This is a genomic window from Candidatus Eisenbacteria bacterium, from assembly GCA_035577985.1.
Classification (GTDB): domain Bacteria; phylum Desulfobacterota; class Binatia; order DP-6; family DP-6; genus DATJZY01.
This window is the reverse complement of sequence record DATJZY010000107.1, coordinates 1-15,243: the sequence shown is the minus strand read 5'-3', so window position 1 is coordinate 15,243 and position 15,243 is coordinate 1. Positions and strand designations below refer to the sequence as shown.

17 protein-coding genes and 1 tRNA gene are annotated in these 15,243 nt (G+C 71.4%); 5 read left to right on the top strand and 13 right to left on the bottom strand.

What is annotated here, in order from left to right; genetic code table 11:
* Window positions 1–4 precede the first annotated feature (4 nt).
* The 3 genes from VMS22_15070 to VMS22_15060 form a co-directional block, all read right to left on the bottom strand.
* The gene (locus VMS22_15070; protein HXJ35352.1) at window positions 5–1,243 is read right to left on the bottom strand and encodes a hypothetical protein; all 1,239 of its coding nucleotides are present in this window, start codon (window positions 1,241–1,243) and stop codon (window positions 5–7) included.
* Entirely contained in the window at window positions 1,233–1,904 is a 672-nt protein-coding gene (locus tag VMS22_15065; GenBank protein ID HXJ35351.1) for an ABC transporter ATP-binding protein, read from the bottom strand. Before VMS22_15065 ends, VMS22_15070 begins: the two co-directional genes overlap by 11 nt.
* 10 nt (window positions 1,905–1,914) lie before the next feature.
* Window positions 1,915–1,988: transfer RNA gene (locus tag VMS22_15060), tRNA-Val, on the bottom strand.
* 83 nt (window positions 1,989–2,071) lie between these two features.
* On the opposite strand from VMS22_15060, the gene VMS22_15055 reads away from it, so the two are divergent.
* Both VMS22_15055 and VMS22_15050 read left to right on the top strand, forming a co-directional pair.
* Window positions 2,072–2,407 carry a hypothetical protein gene (locus tag VMS22_15055; GenBank protein HXJ35350.1) on the top strand — a complete coding sequence of 112 codons (336 nt, stop codon included), beginning with the start codon at window positions 2,072–2,074 and terminating at the stop codon, window positions 2,405–2,407.
* A 95-nt stretch (window positions 2,408–2,502) separates the two neighbouring features.
* Window positions 2,503–2,853 carry a hypothetical protein gene (locus tag VMS22_15050; protein HXJ35349.1) on the top strand — a complete coding sequence of 117 codons (351 nt, stop codon included), beginning with the start codon at window positions 2,503–2,505 and terminating at the stop codon, window positions 2,851–2,853.
* Between the two features lie 10 nt (window positions 2,854–2,863).
* On the opposite strand, the gene VMS22_15045 is transcribed toward VMS22_15050, so the two are convergent.
* The 7 genes from VMS22_15045 to VMS22_15015 are packed head-to-tail and all read right to left on the bottom strand — an operon-like array spanning window position 2,864 to window position 8,930.
* Window positions 2,864–4,441: a hydantoinase B/oxoprolinase family protein gene (locus VMS22_15045; GenBank protein HXJ35348.1), complete on the bottom strand. Its 1,578-nt coding sequence runs from the start codon at window positions 4,439–4,441 to the stop codon at window positions 2,864–2,866.
* Window positions 4,438–6,375, bottom strand: coding sequence for a hydantoinase/oxoprolinase family protein (locus VMS22_15040; GenBank protein HXJ35347.1), 1,938 nt, complete (start codon window positions 6,373–6,375; stop codon window positions 4,438–4,440). Before VMS22_15040 ends, VMS22_15045 begins: the two co-directional genes overlap by 4 nt.
* Window positions 6,376–6,386: 11 nt before the next feature.
* Window positions 6,387–6,734 carry a zinc ribbon domain-containing protein gene (locus tag VMS22_15035; GenBank protein HXJ35346.1) on the bottom strand — a complete coding sequence of 116 codons (348 nt, stop codon included), beginning with the start codon at window positions 6,732–6,734 and terminating at the stop codon, window positions 6,387–6,389.
* Between the two features lie 9 nt (window positions 6,735–6,743).
* Window positions 6,744–7,025, bottom strand: a complete 282-nt coding sequence (locus VMS22_15030) for a DUF167 domain-containing protein (GenBank protein ID HXJ35345.1) — start codon at window positions 7,023–7,025, stop codon at window positions 6,744–6,746.
* 46 nt (window positions 7,026–7,071) lie between these two features.
* Window positions 7,072–7,395, bottom strand: a complete 324-nt coding sequence (locus VMS22_15025; GenBank protein ID HXJ35344.1) for a YggT family protein — start codon at window positions 7,393–7,395, stop codon at window positions 7,072–7,074.
* Window positions 7,396–7,407: 12 nt separating this feature from the next.
* Window positions 7,408–8,232 carry a pyrroline-5-carboxylate reductase gene (proC, locus tag VMS22_15020; protein HXJ35343.1) on the bottom strand — a complete coding sequence of 275 codons (825 nt, stop codon included), beginning with the start codon at window positions 8,230–8,232 and terminating at the stop codon, window positions 7,408–7,410.
* Window positions 8,217–8,930 (bottom strand): YggS family pyridoxal phosphate-dependent enzyme, encoded by a 714-nt coding sequence (locus VMS22_15015; GenBank protein ID HXJ35342.1) that lies wholly within the window; start codon window positions 8,928–8,930, stop codon window positions 8,217–8,219. The genes proC and VMS22_15015 overlap by 16 nt, the downstream gene beginning before the upstream one ends.
* A gap of 136 nt (window positions 8,931–9,066) precedes the next feature.
* Between VMS22_15015 and VMS22_15010 the strand changes: the two genes are divergently transcribed.
* Window positions 9,067–11,142: a transglycosylase SLT domain-containing protein gene (locus tag VMS22_15010; protein HXJ35341.1), complete on the top strand. Its 2,076-nt coding sequence runs from the start codon at window positions 9,067–9,069 to the stop codon at window positions 11,140–11,142.
* Here VMS22_15010 and VMS22_15005 read toward each other — a convergent pair.
* The 3 genes from VMS22_15005 to VMS22_14995 are packed head-to-tail and all read right to left on the bottom strand — an operon-like array spanning window position 11,040 to window position 14,437.
* The gene (locus tag VMS22_15005; GenBank protein HXJ35340.1) at window positions 11,040–12,431 is read right to left on the bottom strand and encodes a Mur ligase family protein; all 1,392 of its coding nucleotides are present in this window, start codon (window positions 12,429–12,431) and stop codon (window positions 11,040–11,042) included. The two genes, VMS22_15010 and VMS22_15005, sit on opposite strands and share 103 nt — an antisense overlap.
* Window positions 12,428–13,555, bottom strand: a complete 1,128-nt coding sequence (locus tag VMS22_15000) for a serine hydrolase domain-containing protein (GenBank protein HXJ35339.1) — start codon at window positions 13,553–13,555, stop codon at window positions 12,428–12,430. The genes VMS22_15005 and VMS22_15000 overlap by 4 nt, the downstream gene beginning before the upstream one ends.
* 9 nt (window positions 13,556–13,564) lie before the next feature.
* On the bottom strand, window positions 13,565–14,437 hold the full coding sequence (locus VMS22_14995) for an LD-carboxypeptidase (GenBank protein ID HXJ35338.1): 873 nt from the start codon (window positions 14,435–14,437) through the stop codon (window positions 13,565–13,567).
* A 128-nt stretch (window positions 14,438–14,565) separates the two neighbouring features.
* Between VMS22_14995 and VMS22_14990 the strand changes: the two genes are divergently transcribed.
* Both VMS22_14990 and VMS22_14985 read left to right on the top strand, forming a co-directional pair.
* Window positions 14,566–14,859, top strand: coding sequence for a DUF507 family protein (locus tag VMS22_14990; GenBank protein HXJ35337.1), 294 nt, complete (start codon window positions 14,566–14,568; stop codon window positions 14,857–14,859).
* Entirely contained in the window at window positions 14,856–15,119 is a 264-nt protein-coding gene (locus VMS22_14985; GenBank protein ID HXJ35336.1) for a DUF507 family protein, read from the top strand. The genes VMS22_14990 and VMS22_14985 overlap by 4 nt, the downstream gene beginning before the upstream one ends.
* The last annotated feature ends 124 nt before the right edge of the window (window positions 15,120–15,243 follow it).

Here is a 15,243-nt window from a genome sequence, read left to right as displayed (position 1 = left end):
GCGACTACACGCCGTGGGTCGCGATCTCGAACACGAGGTACGCGACCGACGAGAGGCCGACGCTCGTCACGAGACGCCGCGCGCTCGGGATGGACGTTCGCCGCACGGCTTCCGTCACCAGCACTGCGGTGACCGCGAGCACGGGGGGCACGAGGGCGAAGGACAGGCGCGGCACGTAGGTGCCGAGCGCCCACAGGAACGCCGCGAAGGATGCGAAGGTCACCGTCGCCGCGACGACGGTCGCACGCTCGGCGCGCAGCGTCTCGCGCAGCGAGAGTCGGTGCGCGACCGTCCAGGCGGCGACGAGCAGCAGCAACGTGACGGGGAACCACAGCGCCGGGCCCAGGGACGCCAGGAACGGCGTGACGGACGTGCGAACGCGGGCTGCCAGCATGGCCGACCCGGCAGTCGCGGCGTCGACGATCCAGACGAACTGGCGGAACTCGGTCATCTCGACGCTGTAGAAGACGCCACCGTTCCATCGCAGCACGAGTGCCCACGCCACGGTGGGCGCGGCGAAGGCGAGCACGAGCGCCAGCGCCGGAGCGAGCGCACGCGCGTCGCGAGTGCGCCAGATCACCGCGAGCAGCATCGCCGGCAGCACCGCGAAGAAGATTCCGTAGAAGAGCGGCAGAGCGCCGGCGAGGAGCCCCGAGCCGAGAACGTGGCGCGTGAGGGACCGCCGTGTCGTGAGCACGCCGCGGCAGAGCACCATGCTCACGACGGGCGCGAGGATGTTCAGCATCTGCGTGTGCGGGCTCCAGAAGCGCTCCTTCACCACGTCGTTCGCAACCAGCGGCAACGCGACCGCGAGCAGCGGCCACACGAGCCGATCGTGCGGCGCGAACAAGCGGTCGAAGAGCACGACCGCGAGCACGACGATCACGAAGTTCATCGCGATGAACGCGGCGTAGTAGGGATGTCCCGCGAACCCGAAGATCCACAGGATCGGCCGCGCGATCATTGCCGCCGTCAGCACGAACAGGGGGCGCGTCTGCCAGTTGTTGACGTAGCGGCCGTTCGGCAGCCGGGTGGCATCGAACAGACGGCCGGGGTCGTGGGCCATGCGCATGAACGCCGGCGAATCGCACAGGAAGACGTAGGTGAACGGACCCGCGATCCTGATCACCGTCGTGCAGAGCCGGCCGCCCTTCGGCGACAGCAGGAACAGCATGGCGACGAGCAGCACGCCGAGCGCGAGAAGGCCGATCTTCGTCGCCGGGCGTACCTGCCTAGCCGGCACTCACCACCGCTCCATCGCGCATCGACACCATCCGCGTCCCGTACGCCGCCGCCTTCGCGTCGTGGGTCACCATGACCACCGTGGCGCCGCGCTCCCGGTTGGCGGCCTGGATGAGGCCGAGGATCGCGTCGCCGGTGGCGGAATCGAGGTTCCCGGTCGGCTCGTCGGCGAGGATCAGCTTGGGCTCGATCACGAGGGCGCGGGCGATCGCCACCCGCTGCATCTCGCCGCCGGACAGCTCGTCGGGTCGATGCGTACGGCGGTGCGACAGCCCGACGGCATCCAGCGCCGCGACCACGCGCGCCTGCACGTCGCGCGCGCGCTTGCCGTCCAGCAGCAGGGGCAGCGAGACGTTCTCTTCCGCGCTCAGCGTCGGCATCAGGTTGAAGAACTGGAAGACGAAGCCGATCGAGCGCCGCCGAAAGATCGTGACCTCGTCGTCGGTCATGCGCGAAATGGGGGTCCCCTCGATGATGACCTCGCCCGAGGTCGGAAGATCGAGCCCGCCCATCAGGTGCAGCAGGGTGCTCTTGCCGGACCCGGACGGCCCCACGATGGTGACGAACGCCCCCGCTTCGAGATCGAGCGAAACGCCCGCGAGCGCCTTCACGTCGACGTCGCCTTGCCGGTACGTCTTGGTGACGTGGCGCAGGGAGATCATGGGTCCGGAGTGGTCGCACAAGGACTCGAACCTTGGACCTCCTGCGTGTGAAGCAGGCGCTCTAACCAACTGAGCTATGCGACCGCGCGGAGGGCCGGTCGTAGCCGACACCCCCTGCGCCGTCAACGGCTTGTGACTCACGACCGCGCGCCGTACGCTCGACGTTGGTGCGAGCTCTCGCCGCGCTGCTCTTGGGTCTCGCGATCGCCGTCGCGCACGCCGGGGACCGCCGCCGCTTCGACAACGATCTCGAGATCTTCGTCCCGATCGACCCGCACGAGCACGAGCGCGTGTACTGGTTCGCCCACCCCGAGCGCCGGGTCGTGCTTCCCGGGACCGTCACGATCAACAAGGCCGGCTACGTCTGCGACATCGACGACCGCCGCTTCAGCCGCCAGCAGGAGTTCATCGCCCACCTCCGGCTCGTCCACGGAATCCCGGCCGACCAGATCGCCGACATGGTCGTGCTGACCGACGGTCAGGTCCACTACCCCGCGGAGTAGGAAAAAATCCGCGGGAAGGGCCTTGACGGAAACCTCCCCCTGCCCTAGCTTGACGCAGCGCGTAAGAGCGAAGAACAAGGAGGGAGGATCTTTCTATGGCAGACCCAATCACGTTCCCGAGGTCGTTGGACGACGTCCGGGCCCAGGTGGAGCGCATCCGCAGCGAGGGCGAGAAGCTCGTCGACCGCCTCCGCAGCGACGCGAAGGACCTGATCGCGCGTGCGCCCAAGGTGGTCTCGATCGACGAGGCCCGCAAGCGCGCCGAGGAGGCGGTGAAGACGGTGCAGGATCTCCGCGCGCGTCGCACGGAACTCCTGACCAAGCTCGCCACGCAGGTGATCAACCTGCTCGGCTTCGCCACGGCCGACCGCGTCGCCAAGCTCGAAACCCGCATCGCGAACCTCGAGCAGCGCGTCTCGTCGCTCCCCAAAGAGCAAGCGGCCTGACGTTCGGCGTCTAACGCTTCCGGGGGCTGCGGCCGAAGCCGCCGCCCCCGGGCGTCTCGATGCACAGACGATCGCCCGGCCCCACGTCGAGCGTCGTCTTTCCCGGCAGCACCCTCGATCGCCCTGCGCGCCGAAGCAGGTTGCGCCCGCAGGCTCCGGGCGATCCCCCGGCGAGCCCGTACGGCGGCACCGTTCGCCGCTCGGTCAGGAGCGTCACGCGCGCATCCGACAGGAACTCGATCTCACGCACGAGGCCGTCGCCGCCCGGATACGCGCCGCGTCCACCCGATCGCGACCGCTGCGCATAGCGCCGCACGCGGATCGGATAGTACGCCTCGAGGGCTTCGACGGGCGTGTTCATCGTGTTCGTCATGTGCGTGTGCACGCCCGACGCGCCCGCTACGCCGGGGCCGCCGCCGGCTCCCCCGGCCAGCGTTTCGTAGTACGCGAACGCCCGCCCACCCACGACGCCGCCCAGCGCCACGTTGTTCATCGAGCCGCAGCTCGCAGCCGGAATCCGGTCGGGCGCGGCCTTCGCGAGCGCGCGCAGGAGCACGTCGACGATCCGTTGCGAGGTCTCGACGTTTCCACCCGCGACCGCCGCCGGGGCGAGCGCGTTCACGATCGTCCCCTCGGGCGCGACGATCTCGAGCGGTCGCGCGATCCCGTCGTTGGTCGGGAGGCGATCGCCTGCCAACGCGGCGAAGACGTACAGCACCGCCGATCGGGTGACGGCGAGGTTTGCGTTGACGGGCCCGCGTACCTGCGCCGCGCTGCCGGTGAAATCGATCCGGGCCCGGCCGCGTCCGAGCGTCACGGCCACGCGCAGCGCAATGCGCATCGCACCGAGGCCGTCGTCGTCGAGCACGTCGGTCGCGCGGTAGGTACCCGCCGGCAGCCCGCGCAGGACTGCCCGCATCATCGCGTCGGCATAGTCCTCGAGCGCGCGCATGTCGCGCGCGAGCCGGGTGACGCCGCCCGTGCGTCGCGCGAGCTCGATCAGCCGTCCCGCGCCGACGCGAAGCGCCGCCCATTGGGCCTGCAAGTCGCCTTCCCGCTCGTACGGCACACGGGTGTTCGCGAGGAACAGATCGAGGACGTCGCGCGCGATGCGCCCGGCGCAGACGAGCCGGATGGGCGGGATGCGCACGCCCTCCTGGAAGATGTCGGTCCCGACCGGCATCGAGCCCGGTTCCATGCCGCCGATGTCGGCGTGGTGGGCACGATTCGCGACGTATGCGAACGGCCGCCGTGCCCGTGCCATGAAGACCGGAGCCACCACCGTGACGTCCGGCAGGTGCGTCCCGCCGGCGAACGGATCGTTCAGGACGACGACGTCGCCAGGCCTCATGTCGACGGCGTCGATCGCCGCCCGCACCGACATCGGCGTCGAGCCCAGATGGACGGGGATGTGCGCCGCCTGCGCGACCAGGCGGCCGGTACCGTCGAAGACCGCGCACGAATAGTCGCGTCGCTCCTTGATGTTGGGCGAGAGCGCCGTGCGCCCGAGCACGACACCCATCTCTTCCGCGATCGCGGCCAGGCGATGGTTCGCGAGCTCGAGCCCGATCGGGTCGCGCACCGTCATCGTTGGAGCACCAGACCGCCGAGGCGATCGACGCGGACGCGCCAGGCAGGCGGCACGACCGTGGTTGCGCTGTACTCGCACACGATCGCGGGGCCGCGGCGCGCCCAGCCCACGCGGAGATCGTCGCGACGGAAGACCGGTACGGTCGCCGGACGACCGTCGAACCACACCGACCGCCGGGCGACCGGTGCGCCACGTCCCGAGCGCGGCGGCGGATCGTCCGGCACGCGCGATCCCCCGCCGCGCGCCCGAAGACGCAGCGTCACGACCTCGATCGGCCGCGCCTCGTCCGCATGTCCGAAACGCTCGCGATGGAGGGCGTGGAATGCCCGCCGCCAGACGCGCCACATCGGCACCGTGAGCTCGTAGGACTGCCCCGCATAGCGGACGTCGAGCGCGCGTTCCACGGCGACGCCGCGAACACCCTCGCGCGCGAGCTCCCGGCGCGCGCGCGTCTCGAGCTCGCGAAACCCGCGCGCGAGCACGTCGTCGGTCGGGGCGATCGCGCGCAGCGTCCGTCCGAAGTCGCGCACCACCTCGGCGACGAGCATGCCCCAGGCCGAGAGGAGTCCCGGATGGCGCGGCACGTAGACGCGCCGCATGCCGAGCGCGTCGGCGAGATCCGCGGCGTGCAGGCCGCCCGCACCGCCGAAGGCGACGAGCGTGAACTCGCGCGGGTCGTAGCCGTGCTCCACGCTGATCACGCGCAACGCGCGCTCCATCGCGGCGGCTGCGACCGACACGATGCCTGCGGCGGTGCGCTCGAGCGAGCGCCCGAGCCGCCGCGCGACCTCGTCCACCGCCCGCCGCGCGCGCTTCGCGTCGAGCGTCATCGCGCCGCCCAGAAACTCGGTTTCGACCAGACGACCCAAGACCAGGTTCGCGTCCGTGACGGTCGCCTGCGTGCCCGTGCCGTAGCACGCGGGGCCGGGGTCGGCGCCGGCACTCTCCGGGCCGACGCGCAGCGCCCCGCCCGCGTCGACGCTCGCGAGCGACCCGCCGCCGGCGCCGACGGTGTGGATGTCGAGGGCGGGCACGCGGATCGGAAGGCCGTCGATCGTCGTCTCGGTCCGATAGGCGAGCCGACTCTCGAGCAGGCTGACGTCGGTCGACGTGCCGCCCATGTCGAGCGTGAGGATGCGCTCGAAGCCCGCCCGCCGCGCGCGATCCGACGCGCCGACGAGCCCGCCGGCCGGACCCGAGAGCACCGTGCGCACCGGCTCGCCGGCCGCCGTCGCCGCGCCGACGAGCCCGCCGTTCGACTGCATGACGCGCACGCCGCCGGGCACGGCGGCGCCGAGCTTCCCCAGGTGCTCGCTCATGAGCGGCCCCACGTATGCGTTCACGACCGTGGTCGCGACGCGCTCGTATTCACGATACTCGCGTAGAAGGCGGTGGGATGCCGTCACGTGGAGATCTGTCGCAGCGAGGGCCCGGCGCACCCGCTCTTCGTGCCGCGGATCGAGGTAGCTGTGGAGGAAACAGATTGCGACGGCCTCGGCTCCCGAGCGGCGTACGGCCCCGACCAGGCGCCGTACGGCGCGGGGATCGAGCGGCGTCTCCACGCGCCCGTCGACGAGCACGCGCTCGGCGACGCCGAGCCGGCGCGCCGCCGGAACGAGCGGCGCCCGCACCTTCGGCATGAGATCGTAGAGCCGAGGCCGCGTCTGCCGGCCGATCGCGAGCACGTCCTCGAAGCCCTGGGTCGTCACCAGCACGACGCGCGCGCCCCGTCGCTCGAGGAGCGCGTTGGTCGCCACCGTGGAGCCGTAGTGGAGGCGCGTGCGGCGATCGCTGCCGACGGCGGCGAGCGCGAGCCCGACGGCGCGACTCGGGTCACGCGGCGTCGAGCGGACCTTGTGCACGACGAGCCGCCGTCCGACGACCGCGACCAGATCCGTGAACGTACCGCCGGTGTCGACGCCGGCGAGCATCGTGGCGCGGCTCAGGAAGCCTTGGCGGTCGTGCCGGAGCCCGACTTCGCCTTCGAGGAGGGCTTCGTATCGGACTTGGCCTCGGGCTTGGACTCGGACTTCGACTCCGATGTCGTCTCGGACTTCGACTCGGACTTGGACGCGCCGCCGTCCGCCGCTCCGTCGCCCTTCTTCGCGTCACCGCTACGAGCGTAGTCGGTCACGTACCAGCCGGAGCCCTTCAGCTGAAAGCTCGTGTTCGAGATGATGCGGCGAACCTTCCGGCGGCAGGTCGGACACTTCGTGAGGGCGGCGTCGGTGATGCGTTGCGAGTGCTCGAAAACCCCGCATTTGCCGCACTCGTACTCGTAGATCGGCATGCGGGGGCTCTAATCAGGGCCCCCACCCTTGTCAATGAACGGGCCGAGCCGCGCGAGCGCGGTCGCGACGTCGATGCCCGTGACGACGACGCGTTTCCCCCGGCCGGTCGCGCCCGCCTCGACGGACACCGCAGCAGGGCGTACGGCGAGTGCCTCGGCGAGGACTCCGACCAGCTCGCGATTCGCGGCGCCGCCGACCGGCCGCGCGCGCACCTGCACCTTGAGCGCCTCCCCGTGCACGCCCGCGATGCGGGACCGCGACGCACCGGGCTGGGCGTGGATCCGCAGCACGATGCCGCCGGCGCAGGGACCGAGCCAGCCGACGCGCTGGGGCGCGTCAGTTGAAGCCGTAGCCGCTCCCCGGCAGGCGCCCGGCGAGCTGGTAGAGGCTCCCCGCGAGGAACAGGCGAAGGAACTCGACACCGAGCAGGACGACGATGGGCGAGAGGTCGATCCCCGACACGTACAGGAACGGCAGCGCGCGACGGACGCGTGAGAGCACGGGCTCGGTGACGCTGCGGATGAAGCGCACGATCGGGTTGTAGGGATCCGGGCTCACCCATGAGAGGACCACGGCGGCGACGACGAGCCACCAGTACAGGCCCAGGAGGTTGCTCACCAGCCACGCCAGCGAGAAGACCAGGTTCTGCAGGACGAACATTCCGCGCCCTCCCTACGACGACGCCAGCTCGCGCGCGCGGCGATTCGCGGCGTCGACCGCCGCGATCACCGTGTCGCGGAATTGATGCTGATCGAGCGCGTTCAGCCCCGCGAGCGTCGTGCCGCCCGGCGACGTCACCATCTCGCGCAGCTCCTTCGCCGACATCCCGCTCTCGACCAGCATCGCCGCCGCGCCGACGATCGTCTGGAAGCAGAGCTTGGTCGCGAGCTGCTGCGAGAGCCCGCCGCGAACGCCGCCCTCGATCAGCGCCTCGGCGAAGGCGTAGATGAAGGCGGGTCCGCTTCCGGAGAGCGCGGTGACCGCGTCGAGCAGGTCCTCGCCCGTGATCGACACCGCCTCGCCGCAGGCGCTGAACAGGCGCAGCGTCTGCTTCAGATCGGCCGGCGTCGCGTGGGCGCCCGCGACCGCCACCGACATTCCTTTTCCCACCAGACAGGGCGTGTTCGGCATGACGCGGACGGCGCGCGCGCCGCCGCCGAGGCCGAGCTCGATCCGGCGGAGCGGGAACCCTGCCGCGATCGACACGAAGAGCTTCTTCGGCGTCGCCTCCGGGCGAATCTCGTCCAGGACCTGCGCCATCACCTGCGGCTTCACCGCCAGCACGATCGTCTGCGAGCCGCGCACCAGGTCGCGGTTGTTGCGCGTCCCCTCGACCTTGTAGGCGCGTTTCAAGCGCCGTACCTGGCTCTCGGCGGCGTCGCTCACCCAGATGTCGGTGGCCTTGTACCGCCCGGCGACGATGAGGCCCTTCACGAGCGCCCCGGCCATGTTTCCCGCGCCGATGAAACCGATCTTCTTCATCACCCCTCCCGCCATGCGCCGGCCTGCCGCGCCCCGAAGAGCGCTCGGCCGAGCCGCACGAGCGTCGCACCTTCTTCTACGGCGACGGCGAAGTCGTCGCTCATTCCCATGGAGAGCTGGGGGAGTTCAACTCCCAGCCGCGCGGCGAGGTCGTCGCGCAGCTCCCGGAGGGCACGAAAACACGGGCGCATCGCCTCGGGGTCGGGTGCCAGGGGACCGATCGTCATGAGGCCGTCCAGGGCGAGGGGGGCCAGGCGCAGGATGGCTTCGCAGAGCGCCCCGGTCGCCGCGGGGTCGGCCCCGCGCTTCGTCGCCTCATGGGCGACGTTCACCTGCACCAGCACGGGGAGGCGCCGACCCGCGCTCGCGGCGGCCGTCGCGAGCGCCGACGCGAGGTCGGGGGAGTCCACCGTGTGCACGCGATCGAAGACCGCGACCGCGGCGCGCACCTTGTTGCGCTGGAGTCCGCCGATGAGATGCCAGGTTCCGCCGGCGACGTGGGTCCGCTTCGCCTTCGCCTCCTGAACGTAGTTCTCGCCGATGTCGGAGAGGCCGGCCGCGAGTGCGGCAGCCGCCACCGCCGGCGGAAACGTCTTCGTCACGGCGACGATGCGGACCCGCGCGGCATCCCGTCCCGCGCGTCGCGCTGCGTCCGCGATTGCAGCTCGCACGTCGGCCAGTCGCTCGGCGAGTGCGCACGCATCACCGTTCACGACGCGTCGTCGTCGCGCGCGCCCAGCCGGCGCCGCAGCTCGATTCCCATTCTCCCGTGACCATAGCACGACGGCCATTGCCGCGCCGCAGGTTGCCGGTCAGGGAGACGCGTGGTAGCCCGAAATCGGAGCAGCGATGCGGGGCGCACTTGCGGGGTGGATCGCGGCGCTCGCGATGGTGGCGGCGTCGTGCTCGACGACCGGTCGGGGCCAGATCGCCGCGGGAAGCGCGGGGACCCGCGAGTCCGTGTGGGTGGCACGTCCCCGACGTACGACGCCGCTGCTCGCCCTGGTGCGCCCGCGGCCCGAGCTGGCCGACCTGACGCTGTATCTGCAGGCCCGCGACGCCGCCCGCGCGGGCGACGATGCGAGCGCGATCCAGTCCGTCACCACGCTCGCCGAGCAACACCCCGACTCGATCTGGCTGCCGGGCGCGCGGATCATCGCCGGACAGCTCCGGCGCAAGGCAGGCGATCTCGACGGCGCACGCGGGTGGTTCCAGGCGGCGCGCGAAGGCCTTCCGACCGGCAGCGAGCGGTGGGTCACGAGCACGCTGGCCCTGGGCGACGTCGAGCATTTGCGCGGCGACGACGCCGCGGCGCTCGCGCTCGCCCGCGCCGTGCGCGCGACGAAGCCGAGCGGCATCGCGGCCCGTCGCGCGAAGCGCCTCTCCGATCGCATCCGGCGCGCGCATCCGGAGCTGTGGTCGAGCCCCACGTCGCGTCTGGCCGACGCGGAGCTGCTGCTCGACGAGGACGACGCGGCGTCGGCCGCCGTCGAGGCACAGTCGGTCCTGGACGGCCACGCGACGTCCGAGGATCGCGCGCAGGCGCTCTGGATCCGCGCACGCGCGGAGCACGCGCTCGGCGAGCGAAGCCAGGCGGAAGCGACGTGTCTCGAGGTCGCCGACCTCTCGTCGGCGCTCGGCCCCAAGGCGATCGCCGCCGCCGCGCGGTGGCGCTGGAACACCGACGACGATGCGGCCGCGCTGCGTCTCTACCGCCAGCTGACGACGCGTTTCCCGGCTGCGCCCGAAGCCGCCGAAGCCCGCTACGCCATGGGACGCATCCATCAGGAGGCGGGACGCTACGACGAGGCATTCGACGTCTACGATCGTCTCGCGCGCGACGAGCCACGCGCGCAGGTCGCGAGCGAAGCCCGCTTCCGCGCGGGGTGGGTCCGGTATCTCGCGGGCGATCTCCCGGGCGCGACCGCATACTTCGCCGCCGTCGTCGTCGACGGACCACCGAGCATCCGTCCCGCCGCCGCCTACTGGGAGGGGCGGATCCGCGCCATGCTCCAGGACCCGGAGGCGGACGCCGATCTCTCGGCGGTCGTCACCGAGCATCCGACGTCGTACTACGCGGGGCTCGCCGCCGAGCGCCTCGGCATCGCCACCGACGCGCCGACGAGCGTGATCGCGCCGCCGTCCGCCGTGCTACCCGAGGATCTCCCGGGTCCGCATGCCGAGCGCGCGCGCGTGCTGGCGTCGCTCGGGCTCTACCGGCTCGCCGAGCGCGAGCTCGACGCCGTCCCCGACGACGTGCCGCGGCTCGTGCTCGCGCAGGCGTACACCGCGGTCGGCGCGCCGGGCGCCGCGATCATGACGGCGCGCGGCCTCGGCTCGGACGTCGACGACTCCGCCCGGCGCTACCTCTATCCGCTCGGCTTCTGGCCGGTCGTCGAGCACGAGGCGCAGGCGCACGGGCTCGACCCGCTGCTCGTGACGGCGCTGATCCGCCAGGAGAGCCTCTTCCTTCCCGAGGCGATCTCACCCGCCGACGCGCAGGGGCTGATGCAGCTCCTGCCGCGCACGGCACGCGTCGTCGCCGACGAGGCCGGCGTCACGCCGGCCGAGGTCAAGGCGCTCGACGTCGTGCCGACGAACGTACGCCTCGGCACGACGCTGCTTCGCCGCCTGCTCGATCGCTACGACGGCTCGCGCGTGAAGGCGCTGGCGGCCTACAACGCTGGCGAGGACGCGGTCGCCAAGTGGGAGCGGCGCTACGGCGCGCGGCCCGACGACGAGTTCACCGAGCTGATCAGCTACCGCGAGACGCGCGACTACGTGAAGCTCGTGCTGCAGAACCTGCAGATCTACCGGCAGCTCTACGGCGCGAGCCCGCCCGCTACCAGCCGCGGCAACCCGCCGAATGCGCCGTTCGACATGATGACGACAACGTCGCCCGGTGCGCTCGTGGCGACCAGATAGTCGCGGATCGCCGACACGCCGTCGATGAGCCGCGCCGGCGTGCCGCGCGCGGCGACGTCGGCCACGATCTCGGCCGGGTCGAGCCGTTCCTCGGGCGGGATCGGGTCGCCGGCCTTCGCGAACACGGCCGCCAGGATGGTCTCATCGGCGCGCGCGAGGGCGTCGGCGAACTCGCGCTGGAAGACGCGCCGCCGGCTCGTGTTCGAGCGCGGCTCGAACACGGCGCGCAGGCGGCGGTCGGGGTAGCGCAAGCGGAGCGCGGCGATCGTTCCGGCCACGGCGGTCGGATGGTGCGCGAAGTCGTCGATCACCGTGACGCCGCGCGCTTCGCCGACGACCTCCTGGCGGCGCGCGACGCCGTGGAACTCCGCCAGCGCCGCCGCCGCGTCTTCCAACCGCACGCCGCACTCGCGAGCGACCAGCATGACGCCGAGCGCGTTGCGGGCGTTGATGTCGCCCGGCACCCGGAGCGTCACCTCGCACACGGCCCGATCGCCCTCGCGCACCGTGAAGCGCACGCGGCCGTCGTCGACGAGGTCCGTGACGCGCCAGGCGTTCCCGGCGCCGATCCCGAACCGCACGACCTTGGCCCGCGTCCCGTCGATCACGTCGAGCACGTGCGGGAAGTCGCCGCACACGACGAGCGGCGCGCCGGGCCCGAGCAGCGCGAGGAGCTTCCGGAAGGCGCTCTTCACGTGGTCGAGGTCGCGGTAGATGTCGGCGTGATCGAACTCGATCGCGTTCAGCAGCACCGCCCACGGGCGGTAGTGGAGGAACTTCGCCTCCTTGTCGAAGTAGGCCGAGTCGTATTCGTCGCCCTCGACGACGAACCAGGGCCCGGAGCCGAGCGCCGCGTTCGAGCCGAGATCGCGCGGCGCACCGCCGATGAGATAGCCGGGACCCGCCCCCGCCCGGTGCAACACCCACGCCAGCATCGACGACGAGGTCGTCTTACCGTGCGTTCCGGCGACGACGAGCGGTCGGCGCGTGACGAGAAAGAGCTCCTCGAGCGCCTGGGGGAACGACATGGTGCGAAGGCCCCGCTCGCGCGCCGCCGCGGCCTCGACGTTCGTGCGGCGCACGGCATTGCCGCACACGACGAGGTCCGCGCCGTCGAGCCGTCCCGCGTCCCACCCCTCGTTCACCCGGACGCCGAGCTGCTCGAGCAGCGTCGAGGCCGGCGGATAGACACCCTCGTCCGAGCCGGTGACGTCGTGGCCCGCCTCCTTCAAGAGCGCCGCGAGCGCGCTCATCCCCACGCCACAGGCCGCGATCAGGTGGATCCTCACGCGTCGAGCGCCTCCCAGACGGCATCGTGGACCAGCGGCCGCACACCTTTGATGCGTTCGTTGTCGCGGCGCGGGTGGACGCGGTTGGTGAGGAACACGACGTGCGCGCCGCGATCCCGATCGATCCACACCGACGTGCCGGTGAAGCCCAGGTGGCCGACCGTGGATGCCGACGCGCGCGAGCCGGCCATCGAGCCCTGGGCCGACGGTGTGTCCCAACCGAGCGCCCACGTCGAATCGGCCACGCTGCCCTCCTTCCGCCAGAACTCACGCACGAGCGCACCCGGCAGGAAGTCGGCGCGATCGTTCGCGCAGGCCTGGAGCCGGGCCACTATGCGGTGAACGTCTTCGGCGCTCGCGAAGAGGCCCGCGTGCCCGGCCACGCCGCCGATCGCCCAGGCGTTGTCGTCCTCGACCTCGCCGCACAGGATCTTCTGGCGCCACGCGCAGCGATCGGTGGGCGCAATCATGTCGGTCACCGGCGTCAGCTTCTGCGCGTGCATGCGATCGAGGTCGATGAACGCCGTCGAGCGCAGCTCCATCGGCCGGAAGATCCGCTCCTGGCAGAAGCGATCGAGCGGGTGATGGCTCACCAGCTCCACCAGCTCGCCGAGCAGCATGAACCCGAGGTCGCTGTACACGGCCTTGGTGCCCGTTTCGTACTCGGGCCGCATGCGATGGATCTCGTCGAGCACCATCGCGCGCGCGCCACCGCGCCCCGAGAACTTGAACTTTCCCTGGCGCTCGGCGCGCTGCACGTCCTTGAAGAACGGCTTCCAGGCCGGCAGCCCCGAGCAATGCCCGAGGAGGTGATGGATCGAGACGTGGATCTTGCCGTGGACGCCGAAGTTCGGGACGAAGCGCGAGACGCGATCGTCGAGCCGGATCTTGCCCTCGCGCACGAGCAGCATGATCGCGGTGGTGGTCGCGAGCGCCTTGGTCAGCGACGAGAGGTCGAACACCGTGTCGGGACGCATCGGGGTGCGCGCCGGCTCGAGGCTCCGGTGTCCGAACGCCTCGTGGTAGACGATCTCGTCGCCCCGACCGACCAGGAGCACCGCGCCCGGGAACGCGCCGTTCGTGACCGCCTGCTCGATCACGGCGGCTGCGCGCGAGAAATCCACGCCGACGATCTACACGACGGCGGGGTCGAGCGCGACGAGGGCGCCGGCGTCGACGTCGAGCTCGACCGTGAGACCGAGCGGCAGGGTCAGGTTCTCGACGCCGGTCTCGGCCGGGTCGTGGCCGGACGGCATGCCGAAGCCCACCGGGAACGGCGCGTCCGCGAACGCCTCGCGCACGACGTCCAGCGCCGTCGCGTCGTCGGTGCTGCGACACGCCGCCATGGTGCCGAAGACGACCCCCGCCACCCGATCGAGCAAGCCCGCCTGGTGGAGCTGGAGCAGCAGCCGATCGATACGATACGGCCACTCGTGCACGTCCTCGAGGAAGAGGATGGCGCCGTCGGTGTCGAGCGCCCACGGCGTGCCGAGCGTCGTCGCGATCACCGAGAGGCAGCCGCCGACGAGACGACCCGTCGCACGACCGGGACGGATCGGGGTCGGCACCTCCGCCTGGAACTGGAAGCCGGGATCGCTGAGCGTCGACCAAAGGTGCGCCGCCGACCGTGCCGTGAGACCGCGCGCCACGTCGGTGGCCACCATCGGGCCGTGGAACGCCGCGACGCCCTCCTGCACGACGGCCGCCAGCAGCGCCGTGACGTCGCTGCAGCCGACGATGGGCTTCGGGTCGTCGTGGAGCGCGCGCAGGTCGAGCGACGGCACGATGCGCTGGCTTCCATAGCCGCCGCGCGCGCAGAAGATCGCACGCACGTCCCGGTCGACCAGCATCGCGGCGAGGTCCCGCCGCCGGGCCGAGTCGGCGCCCGCGAGAAAGGCCTTGCGCGCGAGGACCGATTCGCCGAGGCGCGGAACGAGGCCCCAGCCCTCGAGGACGCGGAGCCCGGACCGCAGCCGCTCCTCTTCGATCGGGCTGGACGGTGCCACCACCCCCACGACGTCACCCGGCCCGATCCGCCGGGGCCTTCGAATCACCGCGCCCCCAGCCACGCTCTTTGTATCCCGCAACTGTTCACACCTTGCAAAGGCGCGCACGCCTCTCTAAGCAACGATGCATGCGAACGTCGCCGGCGCAGATCGACCGGGTGGCCGGCATCCTCGTACGTCGTCTGCTCGAAAAGGACGTGGTGACCCTCACCGCGCCCGAGGCGGCCGTGAAGGCGCGGTTCGTCGAGCTCCTGAGCAAGAATTTCGACGAGGAAGCCGCGATCGAGCGCGAGGCGACGGTCCAGGCCGAGAAGGTCGTGCGGCAGGGTGCCCCGGGCATCAAGCGCGAAGACCTCGATCTGCGGCGCGTGGAGCAGCTCATGAAGCAACGAATCGCGAAGGAGCGAGGGTTCGTGCTGTGAATCTCTCGGAGGGCCGGCTCTCGTACCTCTCGCAACAGCTGCTGAAGATCGTCGTCGACGGCAAGCTCGGCACGGTGCGCAATGATCACCGCTTCCTTTCCGAAGCGAAGAAGGCCCTCACCGAGGAGTTCTCGATTGACGACGAGCTCGATCGCCTCGCGCGCGCCCGCATGCCCAAGCACGTCATGCCCGGCGGCCGCGACTGGGAAATCCGCTACCGCCAATACTACGAAGAAGAACGCCGCAAGCGGGCGAAGTAGCGATGGCCCGCGTCGCCGACGCGGAGCGAGGCGACAGTGGCACGCGCGAAGTCGAGTCGCGAGGTCGGGGGCCGGGCGGAGGCGCCTGCGAAGCGGCGCGACGAAACGTCGGGGCCGTGACGAC

What these genes read in the sequence shown, in the direction of transcription:
- VMS22_15025 (HXJ35344.1), bottom strand. Translation starts at nt 7,395, where the DNA reads ATGTTCGTCCTGCAGAACCTGGTCTTCTCGCTGGCGTGGCTGGTGAGC.
- VMS22_15010 (HXJ35341.1), top strand. Translation starts at nt 9,067, where the DNA reads ATGCGGGGCGCACTTGCGGGGTGGATCGCGGCGCTCGCGATGGTGGCG.
- VMS22_15045 (HXJ35348.1), bottom strand. Translation starts at nt 4,441, where the DNA reads ATGACGGTGCGCGACCCGATCGGGCTCGAGCTCGCGAACCATCGCCTG.
- VMS22_15065 (HXJ35351.1), bottom strand. Translation starts at nt 1,904, where the DNA reads ATGATCTCCCTGCGCCACGTCACCAAGACGTACCGGCAAGGCGACGTC.
- VMS22_15035 (HXJ35346.1), bottom strand. Translation starts at nt 6,734, where the DNA reads ATGCCGATCTACGAGTACGAGTGCGGCAAATGCGGGGTTTTCGAGCAC.
- VMS22_15050 (HXJ35349.1), top strand. Translation starts at nt 2,503, where the DNA reads ATGGCAGACCCAATCACGTTCCCGAGGTCGTTGGACGACGTCCGGGCC.
- proC (HXJ35343.1), bottom strand. Translation starts at nt 8,232, where the DNA reads ATGGCGGGAGGGGTGATGAAGAAGATCGGTTTCATCGGCGCGGGAAAC.
- VMS22_15040 (HXJ35347.1), bottom strand. Translation starts at nt 6,375, where the DNA reads ATGCTCGCCGGCGTCGACACCGGCGGTACGTTCACGGATCTGGTCGCG.
- VMS22_14990 (HXJ35337.1), top strand. Translation starts at nt 14,566, where the DNA reads ATGCGAACGTCGCCGGCGCAGATCGACCGGGTGGCCGGCATCCTCGTA.